This window comes from Nannocystis pusilla (genome assembly GCF_026626665.1).
In the GTDB taxonomy this organism is placed as follows: domain Bacteria; phylum Myxococcota_A; class Polyangia; order Nannocystales; family Nannocystaceae; genus Nannocystis; species Nannocystis pusilla.
In genome coordinates this window covers 7,253,397-7,269,893 of the sequence record NZ_JAPNKE010000002.1, presented here as the reverse complement: position 1 = coordinate 7,269,893, position 16,497 = coordinate 7,253,397, and the positions used below count along the sequence as shown (strand labels likewise).

Below are 16,497 nucleotides of genomic sequence, written 5' to 3'. Positions count from 1 at the left end.
TGCACCTCTCGTCGAGAACATCGACGGAGAGTGCGGCCCCAAGCAGGACGAGGTCTGTCGCTGGGACTGCGGGTGCGTGGGAACCGACCACGCCTCGTAGTCGAGCCGAGCCGCGGAGACGCGCCTTCGCGCAGCTTGCGCGGAGCCGCGGGTCGGCGTGGCGAGCACGCGGCGCGAGGGCCGGCGCGCCAGGGTGCGTGCGCGCAGAGGCCCGCGCCGCCGGCGGTTGACGCGGGCGCGGGCGCGTGAAAAAACCCCGGGCGATGAAGTTCACGATCAGGCACCCGTACGCCATCGAGCCGGAGCCGTTCTGGCGCGAGGTGTTCTTCGACCACGACTACAACGAGAAGCTCTACAAGAAAGGCCTCGAGTTCGAGGCGTTCGACGTCGTCGAGGAGACGAGCCCGCCCGACGGCCGCAAGACGCGGAAGGTGCGGGTGACGCCGAAGATCGACGCGCCGGCGGCGATCCGCAAGGTGCTGGGCGACTCGGTCTCGTACGTCGAGGAGGGCCGCCTCGAGGTCGCCGGGCCCAACGCGCCGAAGTGGATCGCCAGGGTCCTGCCGTCCAAGCTGGCCGACAAGACGACGATCAAGGCCGAGATGTGGCTCGAGCGCACCGGGCCCGGTCAGTCGGACCGCGTCGCCGAGTTCGAGATCGAGGTCAAGATGTTCGGCGTCGGCGGGATGGTCGAGAAGTTCCTCGAGAAGACGATGCGCGAGAGCTATCAAAAGGCCGCCGACTACACCAACCAGTGGCTGCGCGCCAACGGCAAGGCGAGCTCCTGAGCCTCAGCGGTCGCGCGGGCGCTCGAGCTCGGGGACGGCCCGCAGCCAGTCCTCGAAGCGCGGCAGCCAGTCGGCGAGGGCGATGAACGCCGGCTCGTCGGCGTCCCAGGCGAACACGAACCACCCGCCGGCCCGCTGCGCCAGCGCGGCGAGCTCGGCCAGCAGGTCCTCGCCCAGGAGCAGCTGGCCGAACCGCGACGGCCCGCGGCCGAGCCGGTCCCAGACGATGTACTCGAGCGCCCCGTACCACTGGGCGCACATGGCCGCCTCGGACACGTGGCGCAGGCGCTCGAGCAGCGCGCTCCTGGCTGTTTCAGGGGACATGTCCTCGAGGACTGTCATGAATGACCTCGCGGACATGTCCTGCAGGACATGATCAGGGGTTGCCGATCAGCACGCTGACGGTGCTGTCGCCGTTGTTGGCGGTGACGAGGTCGACCACGCCGTCCTTATTAAAATCGCCAAGGGCGACGACGTAGGGGGCGGCGCCGACGGGGAACGCCTCGGGGGCCGTGAAGCCGCCGTTGCCGTTGCCGCGCAGGACGCTGACGGTGTTGGCGCCGCGGTTGGCGACGATGATGTCGATGGCGCCGTCGCCCGAGACGTCGTGGAGGAGGAGGCCGATGGGGTCGGCGCCGCAGGGGTAGGGGATCGCGCCGCCGAAGCCGCCGAGGCCGTTGCCCTGGAGGATGAACACCTGGCCGGCGGCCGGGATGGTGACGACGGCGTCCATGTCACCGTCGCCGTTGAGGTCGGCGACCTCGACGGCGTAGACCTGGCCGCCGGCGGGCGAGCCGGTCGGCGGGCCGAAGTTGCCGAGGCCGTTGCCGAGCGAGACGCTGAGGCTGCTGGCGCCGTAGTTGGCGCTGACGAGGTCGAGGTTCTGATCGCCGTTCATATCGCCGACGGCGATCCAGGTCGGCCCGGTGCCGACGGCGACGCTCGCGGGCGCAGGAAGCCGACGCCGTCGCCGAGCAGCACGGTGAGGGTGTTGTCCATGTAGTTGGCGACGACGAGGTCGTCGAAGTCGTCGGCGTTGAGCTTGGCGGCGACGACGTGGCGCGCCTGGGCGCCGGCCGGGACCGCGGGCTGGGCGGTGAGCATGCCGCCGCCGCTGTTGAGATAGACCGAGAGGTCGTTGCCGGTGATGTTGGCGGTGACGAGGTCGGGCGCGCCGTCGTCGTTGAGGTCGGGGGTGGCGGCCGCGTACGGGCCCATGCCGACGCCGAGGGCGCTCAGCGCGTTGAAGGTGCCGTCGCCCTTGCCGGTGCGGACGGTGACGTTATTGGTCATGTTGTTGGCGCAGGCGACGTCGTCGTTGCCGTCCTTGTTGAAGTCGGCGACGGCGACGGAGATCGGGCCGGAGCCCATGCCGAGGGCGGTGAACGGCTTGAAGCAGACCTCGCCCGGCATGGCCTGACCGTCGCCGCACATGGCCGGCGTCTCCATGCCGACGCACACGTTTTCGATGCACTCGAGGCCCGGGAAACATGTCGCAAGGGGCAGGCAAGGACAGTCGGCCTCGCCGTCGACGCAGGCCATGGCGGTGGTGCTGCTGGTGACCGGAGCCGCGGTGGTGGGCTCGATGGTGGTGGCCTCGCCCGTGGTGGTGCCGGTGGTGCTCTCGCCGTCGCCGGTGGTGGTCGTGCCGGGGTTCATGGTGGCGGCCGTCGCCATGGTCATGGTCGAGGTGGGCATGCTGCCCGTCGTGCCCGTGTCGTCGCCGTCGCCGCCGCCGCACGCCGCCACCGCCGCCAGCGCGAGGAGATACCGTGTCCAAAAGGCCATGGCGGGAGGATGGCGGGCGCCGCCAGGGGCCGTCAACGCGCAGCGTCGCTCGTCCGGGCCGCCGCGAACGGCAAAGGCGGAAGGGCCTCGGCTTGCGCGTGCGGCGCGGCACGCGACTTCGGGTGCGAAAGGACATGGCGAATGGGCCATGGCACTTCCGCCAGGTGAGGCGGCGAGGGTGAAGGCGCGGCCGCGGAGGCGATGGGGGCGCGGATGACGGGCCGCGGGGACGAAGCAGGTCGCGGAGAAGCCAGGCGGCGGAGGATGGGGCGGCGGGGACGAAGCAGGTCGCGGAGGAGCCAGCGGAGGGGCGGCCGTGGAAAAAGCAGTCGGGCCGCGGACGATGGCGGTGCGGGACGGCGGTGATGGTCACGCCGATGTCGCGAGGGACGAGGAGCCGGCGAAGGCGATAGTCCGCGGCGCGGCGAAGGTGTCGCGGCGGCATGCGTTGTCGCGGGCGCGAGGTGAGAATCGACGCGTGGCGGCGAGGTGTGAGCTGCCGGCCAGGTGGGACGACCGGGCGGCGCGGGTGGCGACGCCGCGGTCGCGGCGGGCCCGACTGCCGCCGACTCGCGTGCGGACGGCCTGGAAACGGCGTCCGGACCGGTGCCGCCGCGCGGCGATTTCGGGCTATGGTCGCGCCCGCGATGCCCGGCGACTCCCACGGCACCTGGACCCTCGCGATCAGCGTGGTGGCGCTGGTGCTCGGGCCGCTGCTCCACGCGGCGGCCCGTCGCGAGCGCGTGACGATGGCGGCGCTCGACAGCTTCGTGCTGGTGGCGGTCACGGGGCTGGTGGCGCTCGAGATCGTGCCGCGCGCTCTGGCGCTGGCCGGCTGGCCGGCGTTCCTGGCCCTGCTCGCCGGGCTGGCAGGGCCGGCGATCGCCGAGGGGCCGCTGCGGATGGCGGCCCGCGGGACCCACCGCGCCGCGCTGACGCTGGCGATCCTCGGCATGGCGCTGCACGCCTTCACCGACGGGCTGGCGCTGGCCCTGGCGCACCTCGAGGAGGGCGATTCGCACGGGCTCGAGGTGGCGGTGATCGCCCACCAGCTGCCGGTGGCGGTCGGGGTGTGGTGGCTGCTGTCGCCGGCGGGGTTCGTGGTGGCCGCAGGGGCGCTGCTGCTGCTCGGGGCGGCCACGGTGGCCGGCTACGTGTTCGCCGACGCCTCGTTCGCGGTGCTCGACGCCAGCTGGCTCGGGCTGTTCCACGCGATCGTCGGCGGTCTGTTGTTACATGTCGTTGGGCACAGGTCCCAAGAGACAGGTAGCCGCGGGGCCCGCATCGGCGCGGCCGCCGGCGGGCTGGTCGGGCTCGGGCTGCTGGTGGCGCTGGCCGCGGAGACGCACGGGGCGACCGACCCGCTGGCGCGCACCCTGGCGGCGCTGGGCAAGCTGCTGCGAGAGAGCGCGCCGGCGCTGCTGCTGGCGTACGCGCTGGCGGGGCTGGTGTCGGGGTTGATGCCGGAGGCGCCGGTGCGGTGGCTACAGCGCGGAGGGCCGGCCGGGCAGGCGCTGCGCGGGGTGGCGGTCGGGCTGCCGCTGCCGCTGTGCTCGTGCGGGGTGGTGCCGGTGTACCGCAGCCTGCTGCAGCGCGGGGTGCCGGCGGCGGCGGCGATGGCGTTCTTCATCGCCACGCCGGAGCTCGGGGTCGACGCGATCTTGCTGTCGTGGCCGCTGCTCGGGGCGGAGATGACGGTGCTGCGAGTGGTCGCGGCGGCGCTGGTGGCCTGGCTGGTCGGCTGGTGGGTCGGCGGACGGGCGCGGCGGATCGGCGGCAGCAGCGAGCCCGAGGCGGGGCCGCGCGGGCCGGCGCTGGCGCGGCTGTGGAGCGGGCTGCGGACGGGCTTCGGCGAATTGGTGGACACGACGGCGCCGTGGATCGGGCTCGGGCTGCTGGTGGCGGCGCTGATCGAGCCGTGGATCGATCCGTCGGCGTTGATGGCGATCCCGGGGCCGTTGCAGGTGCTGCTGTTCGCGGCGCTCGGGGTGCCGATCTACGTGTGCGCGTCGGGGGCGACGCCGCTGGTGGCGGCGCTGCTGGCGAAGGGGCTGAGCCCGGGGGCGGCGCTGGCGTTCCTGCTGACGGGGCCGGCGACGAACGCGACGACGTTCGGGGTGCTGGCGCAGGAGCACGGCCGGGCGACGGCGGCCCGCTTCGCGGCGGCGATGCTGGCGCTGGCGGTCGGGCTCGGGCTGGTGGTCGACCTGGCGCTGCCGGACCTGCGCGGGGTGGCCGGCGTGCAGCCGCACGCGGGGCACGGTCCGCTGGCCGAGGCGGCCGCGTGGGCGCTCGCGGGGCTTTTTTGATATCCTTCGTGCGCCAGGGTCCGCAGGCGTTCTTTGCTCGGCTGTGGGAGCGCGAGGGACATTCGCACGACCACGGCGAGGCCGGGCACGCGCACGGCGGGTGCGGGCATTCGCATCATTCGCACGAGGGGTGCTCGCACGGGCACGATGCGCACGGGCACGGCTCGCACGAGCATCACTCGCACGAGCACGACTCGCACGAGCGTCATTCGCACTCGCATCACTCGCACGAGCACGACTCGCACGAGCGTCATTCGCACGAGCATCACTCGCACGAGCATCACTCGCACGAGCATCACTCGCACGAGCATCACTCGCACGAGCATCACTCGCACGAGCATCACTCGCACGAGCATCGCCACGCGCATTCTCACTCGCACGGGCACCCCGCGCAATCACACTCGCGCGGGCATGAGGCGCACGAGCACGACTCGCACGGGCACGATTCGCACGGGCATGATTCGCACGGGCATGACTCGCACGGGCATGATTCGCACGGGCATCACTCGCACGAGCATGGCTCGCACGGGCATCACTCGCACGGGCGTCACTCGCACGAGCACGATTCGCACGGGCATGACTCGCACGGGCATCACTCGCACGAGCATGGCTCGCACGGGTATCGCTCGCATGAGCATGACTCGCACGAGCATGACTCGCACGGGCATGATTCGCACGCGCATGACTCGCACGAGAAGCGCCACGCGCATTCGCACTCGCACGGGCACCACGCGCGCTCGCGCGGGCATGAGGCGCACGAGGATCGCTCGCGCGGGCACGAGGCGCACGAGCATCACTCGCACGAGCATGATGCGCACGAGGTCCTCCCGCGCGGGCGGGGTGGGCACTCGCATTAGCAGGCGTATCATTCGCAGCAGTGCACGCCCGAGGCCGTCGTGCGGAGGCGAGGTCGCTCTGGCCTGCCGTGCGCGCGCCGCCAGGCGTTCGCCCCGGCGTGCAGCGGCCGCTTTTGTGATCGCTCGCGTCGCCGGCTATCCTGTCCGGGCATGATCATCCGGGAAGCACGTGACCCGGTCGCGGTCGTCCATGAGAACCTCGCCCAGTGGGCGCGGTGATGGCATTCGTGGGAGGAGAGATTTCGCAATGGTGCTGCGAATCGACCCAGCGCGGGCGGCTGCGGGGTGTTGCAAGGAAAGGGGGATATAAGGCGATGGGTGCGCGTGCGCCAGATCGCCGGTGCGAATGTGCCGGGCGGCACAGGCCGCGACGGGCGGGGCGAGCGGGCGCTTCGGAGCGGGCCTGAATAGGCCCGTCAAAGCCGGCGGACCGGTGTTCTGCAGCGCACGTTCGCCGGAGGCTGCGGGATCAGGGCAGTGCGTCACAGGTGGGAGCGTGTGCCCGATGTCAACATTCGGTGATTGACGGTACCGCGGTCTGAAGCAGAGTTCACGCAGACGACGGGGCGGACAGACGTACGGTCGGTTCGGTCCGGCGCCGAGAAGGAGAGAATCATGCTATTTCATTCTGCGAGCGTCCTCGCGGCGAGCCTCGTGTTCGCCATTCCCTTCATTCACGAGTGCGACCTCGAGCCGTCAGGCGGAGGCGACGAGGGCGGCAACGAGGGCGGCCCAGGCAGCGAGTGCTGGCCGGAGGAAGGCGATCCGGAGTGCCGCTCGTGCCTGCGGATCGCCTGCTGCGACGGGGTGCAGGCCTGCGACGACGAGCGCTCGTGCAGCTGCGTGCTCGATTGTATGTCCGACGCGAGCACCGGCCTGGAGGCGTGCGCCCGGGCGCGCTGCGACGTCCGCGACATCGCGGCCGCCCTCGAGCCGCTGACGCGGATCTGCGCCGTCGACGAGTCGTGCGGGGGGCCGCGGATCTGCGAGGGCACCGAGGAGCTGCCGAAGCCGCAGTGAGGGCGCGCCGGCGCATTCGTCGGTATGGCGAATGCGCCGGCATCAGCGCGAGGGGAGACGCGGGACGCATGAGCCGCATTCGCCGTCCGCTCCGGGGCGCACCCCGAGGGGGCACGGGGAGCGGCGGACGAACGCCGTGCCGGAGTCGCGAATCGTCGGCCCTTCGTCGGCGCGTCTGACAGGGTGGCGCAGACAGGCCCGCGTTACCGGCCGCGTCGGCGCCTGGGCCGCGGGCTTTTGCCGTCTTTTAGAGTTCGTCGACCCGACGCAACCATCGACGAGCTCCGCCCACCCTTCGCTCGCACCGAGCCACGAGCGCTCGTCGTCGTGCCCGCGGATCCATGAACATCCGCGGCCGGCTCAACCGAGCTGTCGCGCCAGACAGTCGGCGAGCTCTGCGCGTACCTCGTCCGGGAAGCCCGACAATCCTGGCGTGTCGTTGCTCTCCAGCACGACAAACTGTCCGTCCTCCTGCTCGAGGAAGTCCAGAGCCAGCGTGTCGGCGTGCAGGTGTCGCATCGCGGCGCGCGTGTGCTGGACGAGCGGCTCGGGGGCTCGATGAGGCGGTATTTTCGCGTGTCGACATTGGCCTTCCAGCCGCGTCCTTCGCGCTCCATCGCCCAATAGCGCTCGCCGATCGCCAGGCAGCGGACGTCGCGCCGATACGCGATGTACGGTTCGACGGTCACGTAATCATCGACTGCGAACAGCAGGTCGGCGACGTCTCCCCACGACTCCTGGTCGCACACCCGCATCTTGCCCAGGCCGGCGTGGTGGTTGCCCGCCTTGACGACGAGCGGGAATGTCCGGCCGAGCCGCCGCGCCATGTCGTCCCCGACCGCGACGTCGAACGGGACGACCGGAAGGCCGGCCGTCCTCAGCTCCGCGAGCATCGAGAGCCGATCGAAGCCGCGGAGTAAAGCTCCGGCAGGGTTGACGCAGGGCACGCCGCTGAGCCGGATGATCTCGAGCGCCGTCCGGTAACGCTCGCTCGGGCGGATCGCGCCCACGCGCCACAGCACGCCCCCCACGCGAGTCGCCGCCTCACGGTCGACGTACCACAGCTCACCGTCCCGCAACACCCACGCGCAGTCCTGGATCCGACCGTAGACGACCTCCGCGCCCGGAAAGCGGGTGTGCCAGTCTCGCTCGCCGTTCACGACGACGATGGTGCGCTTCATGGGCGCTGATTGTATCAGGAGTATGAGAGCGGGCGGGACAGGGCATCGCCTGTCCCTTCGGACAGGCGTCACTCGGGCGGGGGCTCGAACTGGATGCCCTTGCTCTCGGCGGCGATGATGCCCTTGAGGTCGGCCTCGTTGCCCACGGCGACCCAGGCCCAGCCGGGCTCGCTCTTCTCGAGGTCGAGCCAGCGGGTGATGAAGGCGGCGGCCTCGTCGGGGGTGGCGGCGAGCATGGTCTCGGCGTCGCGGGCGAGGGCGGCGACGATCTCGCCGTCGGCGACCGAGAGGTCGAGGGCCTCGCTCCACAGCGCGGTCCAGTCCTCGCCGCCGACGCTGGCGGCGACCATGCGCGCGCCGAGCCACAGCTGGGCGGCGCCGAGCAGGTCCTGGGCCAGCGGGCGCTCGCGCAGGTAGTCGCGGATGACGGTGAGCTCGCGCCGCAGGCGGCGGCTCAGCGGGTCGGCCTCGGACGGGTCGGCGGCCTGCTCGGCGGCCTCGACCTCTTCCAGCGGGTCGGCGGCCGGCTTGCCGCGACCGGCGGCGCCGAGCGGGACGTGGATCGTGAACAGGCCGACGGTGCCGGTGATGCTGAGGCGGATGTCGAGCTCGGCCTGCAGATGGCGCTGGACCAGGCGCGCGAGGCTGCGGTCGCGCGCGGTCGCCAGCGGGAGCGAGCGGCCGAGGACGAGCAAGCTGCGGCTGCCGCGGCCCGAGGCGGGCGGGTCGACCCGCTCGAGCGGGGCGATCGGCGGGCGCCTCAGGTGCTGCGCCGGCGGGGCGGCCGGGCGCGGACCCTGGCGCAGGCGGACCAGCGCCTCCTCGGTGGCCTCGCGGGCGGCGATCAGCTTGACCCGCTGCTTCCAGCGGCCGGCGAGGTCGGCCAGGCCGTCCTCGTGGGCGGCGAGCGTGTCGCCGGCGTGGACGACGAAGAGGGCGCTGCGCGGGTCGGTGAGGGCCTCCCAGGCGTCGCGCAGGGCGGTCTCGGGGGCGTCCTGCACGGCGGCGGCGGTGATCTGCTCGTGCGCCGGCGCGGTGCCGAGGAGGCGCGCGGTGAGGACCCCGAGCGCCTGGCTCTCGGCGTCGGGCGAGCGCAGGTCGTGGGCGACCTGCTTGCGGGCGCGAGCGAGCGGACCGTCGAGGCCGGGCGCGGAGAAGATGTCGCCGAGGCCGGCGAGGATGGCGGGCAGCTCGGCGTCGACGCCGTGGACGGCGACCTCGTAGCGGCCGGCCCGCGGGGTGAACTCGACCCGGATCGACAGGCGCGCGGCCAGGGCCTCGAGCTCGAGCGCGACGCTGCGGGCGGCGATCAGCGCCGGGGCGCCCTGCAGCGCGGGCTTGAGGTCACCTGTCGGAAAGACCAGGCGCAGGTGCACCGCCGGGGTGCCCTCCTCGCGCAGCCAGTGGACGAGGAGGCCGTCAGCGAGGACGACCCGCTCGGGCGCGGGCCACGGCGGGGCCAGGGCGCCGAGCGCCTCGGTCAAGGCCGGCGGCGCGGCCTCGTCGAAGATCTCGACCTTGACGGTGTCCTTGCGCTTGCAGCCTGTCCCGAGAGACAGCAGCACGGCGGTCAGCAGGCAGGCGCGCAGCCGGGGACGTCGGGTCAAGGCTTGGGCTCCGCGGGGCCGATGAGGAGCGCGTCCTCGACGGTGAGGTTGAGGCCGGGGCGGCCGGCGAGGCTGGTGAGGCCGAGCAGGTCGTCGCGGCGGCGCGCGGTCGGGCTGTCCACGGCGACGGGGCCGGGGATGTGCGCCGGCGAGGCGGCCAGCAGGCGGGCCAGGCCGAGGGCGGTGCGGGCGTAGAGGCGGATCGCCTGGGCCATGAACTGGGCCTGGGAGGTCAGCAGCGGCTGGTCGGGGCCGCCGAGGCGGGCCAGGCGGGCGCGCACGAAGGCGGCCGGATCGTCGGCGCCGACGGCCCGCAGGACCAGCGCGGCGCGGCGCGGGTCGGGGTCGAAGTCGCAGCCGATCCGCGACTTGCGGGGCTCCTCGGCGGCCGGCTTCTGGCGGTTGAGGGCGCGGCAGATCGCGCCGGCCCAGGCCGAGGAGGCGCCGTCGGCCGGGACCGGCCAGGCGAACAGGGGCGGCTTGCCGCTCGCGGCAATCGCCGGCACGGGGGGCCTCGCCGGCGGCGGCGAGCGGACCGGCAAGGCGCGGGTCGCGGGCGGCAAGTCGGCGAAGCGGGCCCGGACCTGGTCGAGGATGACCTCGGGCGGCTCGGGAGCGACGACGACGAGGGTGGCGCGGGCGTAGCTGAACTTGGCCGCCAGGGCCGCGGCGAGGGCCGGAGGGGTGATGTCGGCGAGGGAGCGGTCGACCGCGCGGCCGTCGTGGCCGAGGCCGGCGGCGCCGTGGAGCGCGGCGAGGTCGCCGGGGCGCAGGCCGGCCGGGCTGCGCACGTCGGAGCCGGCCCAGCCGAGGCTGATGTCCCAGCGGCGCTTGTCGACGGTGGGGAAGCGGAGCCGCTGCGACTCGGCGAACAGGACCTCCTCGAGGCGGGAGATCGGCACCAGCGATTCAGAGCGGATCTGGCCGGGCCCGGTGGCCAGGAGGTGGACGCCGCCGGCGTCCTGGGCCGCGGCGATCGCTTCGCCGGGCCGCAGCTCGCGGTTGCCCTGGTGGAGGTGATAGGCGAGCGCGTGGACCAGGCCCGGGTGCTCGGGCGGGTCGTCCTCGCTGCCGACCTCGACCGCGAGCACGACCGCGGCGACCGGCAGGCTGAGGTCGCGGGCCGCGAGCACGCGTAGGCCGCTCGGCAGGACGACGTCGAGGACGGTGTCGGCGCCGACGGCGGGGCTGTCCTTCGGGGCAGGTTCCGTGGGGGCCGCCGCGGGCGCTGCCGCGGGGGCCGGCGCGGGCGCGGGGGCGGCGGGCGCGGCGAGGGCCGCCGGCTCGCCGACCATCAACCCGAGCAGGGCGAGCGCCGCGCCGAGGGCGCGGGGGCGGCGAGGGGCGAGCATGCTGAGGAGGTGGTATCCGCTGGCGCGGTAGAGGGCAAGGATCTCTCGGCTCGGGCCGGCCCGGGGCGGCTTTTTGCCTCACTCGACCGGGGTGAACAGCGGCTCGCCCACGGTGTCGACGCCGAAGCTGCCGATCAGGCTCCGGCCCGCCGGAGAGCGCAGGAACTCGACGAAGGCGCGCGCGCCGTCGAGGTCGCCGCCGGCCTGCGGGGCGGGCTCGAGCACGGAGTAGACGTTGTCGAGCTCGGAGCCGCCCTGAAACAGGACGGCGAGCCCGAGATCGCCGCGGCGGGCGAGGAAGGTGGCGCGGTCGCTGAGGGTGAAGGCGTGTTCGCGCGCGGCCAGGGCCAGCGCCTCGGCCATGCTGCCGTGGATCCGGAGGATGAAGGCGCTCTCGGACGGGACGCCGGCGGCGGCCCACAGCTGCAGCTCGCGCTGGTGGGTGCCGGACTCGTCGCCGCGGGCGACGAAGCGGCGGCCGGAGCCGGCGACGGCCCGCAGGGCGCCGCGGATGTCGGTGGCGCCGGCGACGACCCCGGCGGCGGCGGCCGGACCGACGAGGACGTAGGCGTTGCGCATGAAGGGGATGCGCCCGCCGATCCGCCCGCTCGCCAGGGCCTGCGCCTCCTCGACCGGGCTGTGCGTCACTGCGCCGTCGACCTGGCCGGTGGCGAGCAGCTCGATCGCCCGCTTCGAGCCGACGGCGACGACCTCGACCGGCCGACCGCTCGCCGCGGTGAAGGCGGGCCCGAGGACGCCCATGAGGCCGCTGTCGTGGACGCTGGTGGTGGTCGCCAGGCGGAGCGGCCGGGCCCGCTCGCCGCCGCCGCACGCCAGCCAGGCGCCCAGCGGCCAGACGAGGCGGGTGACGGCCCGACGGGTCCACATGCGCTCAGGATGACCGCCCCCGGCGCGCGAGACAAGCGTCCGCTGCGGCGGGGGCGTGGATGTCCCTCGGGACATGTTTTTTGAGACAGGATGTCCGCGGGGACATGTGATGTGTCCCGAGAGACAGGCCCCACGTCAGCCCTGGAGGCCGTGGCGGGTGTTGTCCTCGAAGTGGTCGCCGGTGGTCTTGAGGCGGAGGTCGTGGACGCCGCGCCACACACCGCCGGGGCCGCGGACGAGCGGGCGGATGTTGGCGAACCGCGCGAGCGCCTCCGACTCGCGGCGCTGGCCGGCCGACAGCAAGGGGTCGTCGGCGAACAGCAGGTCGGTGCCCCACTGGGCGGGGACGGTGTCGCTCCACAATTGGGTGTGGACGTGGGCGGCGAAGCGGCGCTCGGGGTAGGCGGCGGGGCGGATCGTGCGATAGGCGTAGCGGCCGCGCGGGTCGGTGCGGAACCAGGCCCGCAGGCGCGGCGGGCCGGGCGTCGCGGCGTAGAGGCCGTCGACGCCGGTGTGATAGGCGTAGAGCACGACGCCCGCGGCCGGGGTGACGCCGTCGGGGCGGTAGACGGTGCCTTCGATCTCCATCGGCTCCCCGGGCTCGTCCGGCCCGGCGATCCGCCCCTCGGAGGGTGCGCCGGGGCCGGGGTGTTTGTCGCACGCGCGGGCGCCGTCGGTCGCGAACACGGCGCCGAGTCCGGCGAGGCCCGCGGAGGCGAACAAGAAGCCGCGGCGCGTCGGCGCAGTCCAGGTGTAGGTCGTCATCGATCTGCGAGCACCTCCTCGGCCGAAGATGCGAGCCGCACGCGCGCGAAGCAAGCCGCGAGCGGCCGATGACGGATCGCAAGGCCGGGACGGCGCGCGCGGGGAACGTCGATCGCGGCGGCCGTGCTCATGGCATTGAGAATTTCGGCGGGGGAAATGGGCGAGCCACGAACGCCGAAGTTCGCCGACGCAAATCGTCGCGGTGTGAAGGCGGAAATACGAAGGTGGCGGACCCGAGGCGAGACGCGTCGGAGGCGTCCGCGCGGTGACCCGGAGGGGCGAGTCGGGCGGAGGCGATCGTCGCCAGCCGCGAGGCTGGGCCACGCCGTCGCGCGTCCGAGTTCGGCCGTCGGTGCGCGGGTGTGGGACAGTTTCTCGCGTGCGGGCCGGGCTGATCGGCGCTCGTCCGGGAACGGCGCGAGGGCGCACTGCGCTGTCTCGCCGAGGCGCGCACGTCCGCCGGCGCGGAAGCTCGGACGAGCCGCATCTCTTGCAGCCAGGACGGTGTTACCCTGGGGGCCGATGCGTACCACTATGATCTTCGCCGGTCTCGTGGCGTTCAGCCTGAGCCCGGTGGCTTGCAAGCGGAACAGTGATTCTCGCGGGCCCGACCAATGCGGCGGCCTGTGTGGCCAGGGCACCCGCTGCGAGGGCGGTACGTGCGTGGTCGAGAGCTCGGAGGACACGTCCGTCAAGCAGGAGGTCGAGACCAACGAGATCCCGATGCGGCCGCAGATCACGTCGTGGGGCGAGTGTACCCACGAGCGCGACGAGCTGCCGAAGAAGCACGTCGCGGTCGACGACTCGGCGATCCCGCAATACGACATCGAACGGCCGCGCGTGCTCGACTGGAGCGAGGGCGAGGAGCAGCTGAACGAGCAGGTGCTGAGCGCTCACATGCGCGAGGTCGAGTACGGGATCAACGAGTGCCTGTCGATCGCCGCCTGTTATAGCGGCGGCAGCCTCAAGGGCGGTCGCCTCGACATGGTCGTCAGCCTGCTCGGAAAGACAGGTCGCGTCGACGCGGTGACCGTGACCGCCTCGCGCGGCCTGCAGGTGTTCGGCATCGTCCCGTGCGTGCGCAAGGCCGTGGCCGACCACGAGTTCCCGCGCTACAACGGCCCGCAGATGACGGTGAAGTACAACATCGAGATCGGCGAGGAGTAGGCTACTTGTCGGCGGCGTCGCGCCGGCGCAGCATCCACGCGGTCAGCAGCAGGCACGCCAGCGTGTAGACCGCGAGGATGATCCACACCATCCCGATGTGCTCCGGCGCGGGGCTGTAGTCGACCGAGGCGTAGACCTCGCAGGAGAGCGGGTCGCCCGGGAACTCGCAGGTGGTCATGTCGCGCGGCTCGAGCAGCGCGGCGATCGAGCCCATCGACTCCATGCCCCAGCGCGCGCCGGTGAGGTACGAGATCGGGGCCAGGACCGCGGGCAGCGGCATCAAGGCCAGCGCGAACACCAATTGGGGGATCAGCGCCAGCGGCACGGTGCTCATCGCCTTGTCGGAGCTCGACACCCAGGTCGAGATCAAGAGCCCGAGCCCGACGCCCGACAGCGAGGTGAGGAACACCGAGACGAGCATGCCGCCCCACAGGCCGAGCGGCGGCTGGCGGGTCATGTCGATGAGGCCGTACTCGGTCAGCGCGACGTAGTCGGCGGCGAAGTCGACGCGCAGCAGGAGCAGCAGCATCAGCACCAGGCTCTGCACCGCGCACAGGCCCGCGAGCACCCCGAACTTCGACAGCAGGTACGCGGGGATCCGCAGGCTCGCGAGGCGCTCGCGGCGGTAGATCTCCGACTCCTTCGTGATCTCGCGGACCGAGTTGATCACGCCGAACCACACCGCGACCACGCTGAGCAAGAACAGCAAGAGCCGCCCGTTGGTCGAGGTCGACATGTGCAGCGCCGACGGCCGCGCCGCGAGCAACAGCACCGCGCCGATCACCGGCGCTTGCAGCAGCAAGATCAGCAGGTTCTTGCGGTCGGCCGCGATCAGCTTGGCGTAGCGGTCGGCCAGCACGCGGGTCTGGAACAGCCACGACGCGTCGTGGCTCGGCGGCGGGGGAGCCGGCGTGGGCGCCGACGTCAGTGACTCCTCGGCGGCGATGCGGAAGTGGCCCGGCGCGACCGCGCGGAGCTTGGCCCCCGAGGCCTGGCTGTCGGTCTGCCGCTCATACACGTAGACCCGGTACTCGTCGGAGCGGCGGAAGCGGATCTCCCACAGCTCGGCCATCGTCGGCGCGCGCTTGCTCTGCGGGTGGTGCTCGTGCCACAGGCGGTACTCGGCGGCCAGCTCGCCCTGGCGCATCACCTCGGGCGGCCCGACCTTGCCGCCCAGCTTGGTGTAGATGTCGGCGAAGTCGCCGCTGGTGACGCCGAACATGACCAGCGCGCCCGCGGGCGGGCCGTAATAGACCAGGCGCCCGCCGGCCATGAACGCGACGAGGTCGCACTGGGTGATGTTGGCGGTCGCGTGGGTGACCAGCACGACGGTGCGGCCCGAGTCGGCGATGTACCGCAGGGTGTACATCATCTTCTTCTCGAGCCCGGGGTCGAGGCCGCTGGTCGGCTCGTCGAGGAAGAACAAATGGGGGTCGGCGAGCAGCTCGGAGGCGATCGAGATCCGCTTGCGCTGGCCGCCGGACAGCTCGGTGATCCGCTGCGCGCGCGCCTCGACCATCTCGACCTCTTCGAGCACGCGGACGATCCGCGCCTCGATCTCGGCCGCCGAGGTGTCGGTCGGCAGGCGCAGCCGCGCGGTGTAGCGGAGCGCGTCCTCGACGGTGAGGTGGCGGTGCAGGATGTCGTCCTGCGGCACGTAGCCGATCCCGCCGCGGTACAGGTGATAGCTGGCGTACAGGTCGTCACTGCCGATCCGCACCAGGCCGGCCTCGGGCCGACGCACGCCCGCCAGCGCGGCCATCAGCGTGCTCTTGCCGGCGCCCGAGGAGCCGACCAGTGCGACGAACTCTCGCGGCTCGATCACGAGCGACACGCGGTGGAGGATCGCCTTGCCCTCCGGCGTGAGCCGCACCAGCTCGCGCGCGTCGATCCGCATCGCGCCCTTCTGCTCGAACTGATCGAGCGACTTGCCGGTGTAGACCAGCTTGAAGGGGCCGATCTGGAGCACGTCGCCCTGCTTGAGCTCGTGGACGTGCACCCGGGCGCCGTTGACGAAGGTCCCGTTGGCGCTGCCGTGATCGGTCAGCTCGTGGCCGCTGGCGAAGGCGCGGATGGTCGCGTGGCGGCGCGAGACCTGGAGGCTCGGCAGCACCAGGTCGCAGCCCTCGCGGCCGATCGTCACCGCCGGCTTGTCGAGGGCGCAGCGCTGCACCGGCGCCTCGGGCTGGGCCTGCGCCCGCTTGCCGAGGTCCTGATAGGTGAGGCTGACGAAGTTGCCGGTCACCGGGTCGGCGATGCGGATCACGTCGCCGTCGTTGAACACGTGCGATTGGACGCGCCGGCCGCGGAACAACAGGCCGCTGCCGCGGCCGAGATCGACGATCCGGTGGCCCTGCAGGTGCGGCTCGACCCGCGCGTGATGTTGCGCGACGCAGGCCGACTGGATCACCACGTCGTTGTCCTGCTTGCGCCCGATCCGCAGCGGGCCCATGCCCAGGCGCACGTCCTGGAGCTTCCGGCCCGCCACTTCGATCGTCAGGTAGGTCGTCGAAGAGCGGACGACGACCGTATCCTCGGGCCCATGCACGCGGGCACATCGTACCCGCTGGCGCCGGCCGCCGGGACTTCCTGGCGTTTCGCCGGGGGCAGGCTGCGGATTCGAGCGCGGGCTGCGCGAACGGATGCCTGCTCAAGCGGACAGGTCGCGCATCGGTTTGCGCCCGTCGCGGGGCGAGTCTCCGGGCCCGCCGATCGTGTTAGGCTGAGCGGGAGATGATCCTGCCCATTTCGCGCCCCTCCCGTCTCGGGCCCCTG

14 protein-coding genes are annotated in these 16,497 nt (G+C 72.6%); 5 read left to right on the top strand and 9 right to left on the bottom strand.

Annotated features, from left to right (window positions below):
* The first annotated feature begins 263 nt into the window (after positions 1-263).
* On the top strand, positions 264-788 hold the full coding sequence (locus tag OV079_RS32000; protein ID WP_267711385.1) for a DUF2505 domain-containing protein: 525 nt from the start codon (positions 264-266) through the stop codon (positions 786-788).
* 3 nt (positions 789-791) lie between these two features.
* Here OV079_RS32000 and OV079_RS31995 read toward each other — a convergent pair whose 3' ends face one another.
* The 3 genes from OV079_RS31995 to OV079_RS31985 are packed head-to-tail and all read right to left on the bottom strand — an operon-like array spanning position 792 to position 2,576.
* On the bottom strand, positions 792-1,148 hold the full coding sequence (locus tag OV079_RS31995) for a hypothetical protein (RefSeq protein ID WP_267772931.1): 357 nt from the start codon (positions 1,146-1,148) through the stop codon (positions 792-794).
* A 16-nt stretch (positions 1,149-1,164) separates the two neighbouring features.
* A complete protein-coding gene (locus OV079_RS31990) occupies positions 1,165-1,686 on the bottom strand; it encodes an FG-GAP repeat domain-containing protein (protein WP_267772929.1) in 522 nt (173 codons plus the stop codon).
* Positions 1,683-2,576: an FG-GAP repeat domain-containing protein gene (locus OV079_RS31985; protein WP_267772927.1), complete on the bottom strand. Its 894-nt coding sequence runs from the start codon at positions 2,574-2,576 to the stop codon at positions 1,683-1,685. The genes OV079_RS31990 and OV079_RS31985 overlap by 4 nt, the downstream gene beginning before the upstream one ends.
* 647 nt (positions 2,577-3,223) lie before the next feature.
* Between OV079_RS31985 and OV079_RS31980 the strand changes: the two genes are divergently transcribed.
* The 3 genes from OV079_RS31980 (at position 3,224) to OV079_RS31975 (ending at position 6,762) form a co-directional block, all read left to right on the top strand.
* Positions 3,224-4,885, top strand: a complete 1,662-nt coding sequence (locus OV079_RS31980) for a permease (protein WP_267772924.1) — start codon at positions 3,224-3,226, stop codon at positions 4,883-4,885.
* A gap of 43 nt (positions 4,886-4,928) precedes the next feature.
* The gene (locus OV079_RS58925; RefSeq protein WP_420829440.1) at positions 4,929-5,300 is read left to right on the top strand and encodes a pentapeptide repeat-containing protein; all 372 of its coding nucleotides are present in this window, start codon (positions 4,929-4,931) and stop codon (positions 5,298-5,300) included.
* Positions 5,301-6,357: 1,057 nt separating this feature from the next.
* Entirely contained in the window at positions 6,358-6,762 is a 405-nt protein-coding gene (locus OV079_RS31975; protein WP_267772923.1) for a hypothetical protein, read from the top strand.
* Positions 6,763-6,965: 203 nt separating this feature from the next.
* Here the strand turns inward: OV079_RS31975 and OV079_RS31970 are convergent, their stop codons facing one another.
* The 5 genes from OV079_RS31970 to OV079_RS31950 form a co-directional block, all read right to left on the bottom strand.
* A complete protein-coding gene (locus OV079_RS31970) occupies positions 6,966-7,943 on the bottom strand; it encodes an ATP-grasp domain-containing protein (protein WP_267772921.1) in 978 nt (325 codons plus the stop codon).
* Positions 7,944-8,011: 68 nt separating this feature from the next.
* The gene (locus OV079_RS31965) at positions 8,012-9,550 is read right to left on the bottom strand and encodes a peptidase M16 family protein (protein ID WP_267772919.1); all 1,539 of its coding nucleotides are present in this window, start codon (positions 9,548-9,550) and stop codon (positions 8,012-8,014) included.
* Positions 9,547-10,902 carry a peptidase M16 family protein gene (locus OV079_RS31960; protein WP_267772918.1) on the bottom strand — a complete coding sequence of 452 codons (1,356 nt, stop codon included), beginning with the start codon at positions 10,900-10,902 and terminating at the stop codon, positions 9,547-9,549. The genes OV079_RS31965 and OV079_RS31960 overlap by 4 nt, the downstream gene beginning before the upstream one ends.
* 78 nt (positions 10,903-10,980) lie before the next feature.
* A complete protein-coding gene (locus OV079_RS31955) occupies positions 10,981-11,790 on the bottom strand; it encodes an ABC transporter substrate-binding protein (RefSeq protein WP_267772916.1) in 810 nt (269 codons plus the stop codon).
* Between the two features lie 135 nt (positions 11,791-11,925).
* Entirely contained in the window at positions 11,926-12,555 is a 630-nt protein-coding gene (locus OV079_RS31950) for a peptidase associated/transthyretin-like domain-containing protein (RefSeq protein WP_267772915.1), read from the bottom strand.
* A gap of 522 nt (positions 12,556-13,077) precedes the next feature.
* Here OV079_RS31950 and OV079_RS31945 point away from each other — a divergent pair.
* Positions 13,078-13,722 carry a hypothetical protein gene (locus OV079_RS31945; protein WP_267772914.1) on the top strand — a complete coding sequence of 215 codons (645 nt, stop codon included), beginning with the start codon at positions 13,078-13,080 and terminating at the stop codon, positions 13,720-13,722.
* 1 nt (position 13,723) lies between these two features.
* Here OV079_RS31945 and OV079_RS31940 read toward each other — a convergent pair whose 3' ends face one another.
* Positions 13,724-16,270, bottom strand: a complete 2,547-nt coding sequence (locus OV079_RS31940) for an ATP-binding cassette domain-containing protein (RefSeq protein ID WP_267772913.1) — start codon at positions 16,268-16,270, stop codon at positions 13,724-13,726.
* Positions 16,271-16,497: the final 227 nt, after the last annotated feature.

Coding starts and splice junctions, on each gene's coding strand:
- OV079_RS32000 (WP_267711385.1), top strand. CDS start 264: ATGAAGTTCACGATCAGGCACCCGTACGCCATCGAGCCGGAGCCGTTC.
- OV079_RS31995 (WP_267772931.1), bottom strand. CDS start 1,148: ATGTCCGCGAGGTCATTCATGACAGTCCTCGAGGACATGTCCCCTGAA.
- OV079_RS31990 (WP_267772929.1), bottom strand. CDS start 1,686: ATGAACGGCGATCAGAACCTCGACCTCGTCAGCGCCAACTACGGCGCC.
- OV079_RS31985 (WP_267772927.1), bottom strand. CDS start 2,576: ATGGCCTTTTGGACACGGTATCTCCTCGCGCTGGCGGCGGTGGCGGCG.
- OV079_RS31980 (WP_267772924.1), top strand. CDS start 3,224: ATGCCCGGCGACTCCCACGGCACCTGGACCCTCGCGATCAGCGTGGTG.
- OV079_RS31975 (WP_267772923.1), top strand. CDS start 6,358: ATGCTATTTCATTCTGCGAGCGTCCTCGCGGCGAGCCTCGTGTTCGCC.
- OV079_RS31970 (WP_267772921.1), bottom strand. CDS start 7,943: ATGAAGCGCACCATCGTCGTCGTGAACGGCGAGCGAGACTGGCACACC.
- OV079_RS31960 (WP_267772918.1), bottom strand. CDS start 10,902: ATGCTCGCCCCTCGCCGCCCCCGCGCCCTCGGCGCGGCGCTCGCCCTG.
- OV079_RS31955 (WP_267772916.1), bottom strand. CDS start 11,790: ATGTGGACCCGTCGGGCCGTCACCCGCCTCGTCTGGCCGCTGGGCGCC.
- OV079_RS31950 (WP_267772915.1), bottom strand. CDS start 12,555: ATGACGACCTACACCTGGACTGCGCCGACGCGCCGCGGCTTCTTGTTC.
- OV079_RS31945 (WP_267772914.1), top strand. CDS start 13,078: ATGCGTACCACTATGATCTTCGCCGGTCTCGTGGCGTTCAGCCTGAGC.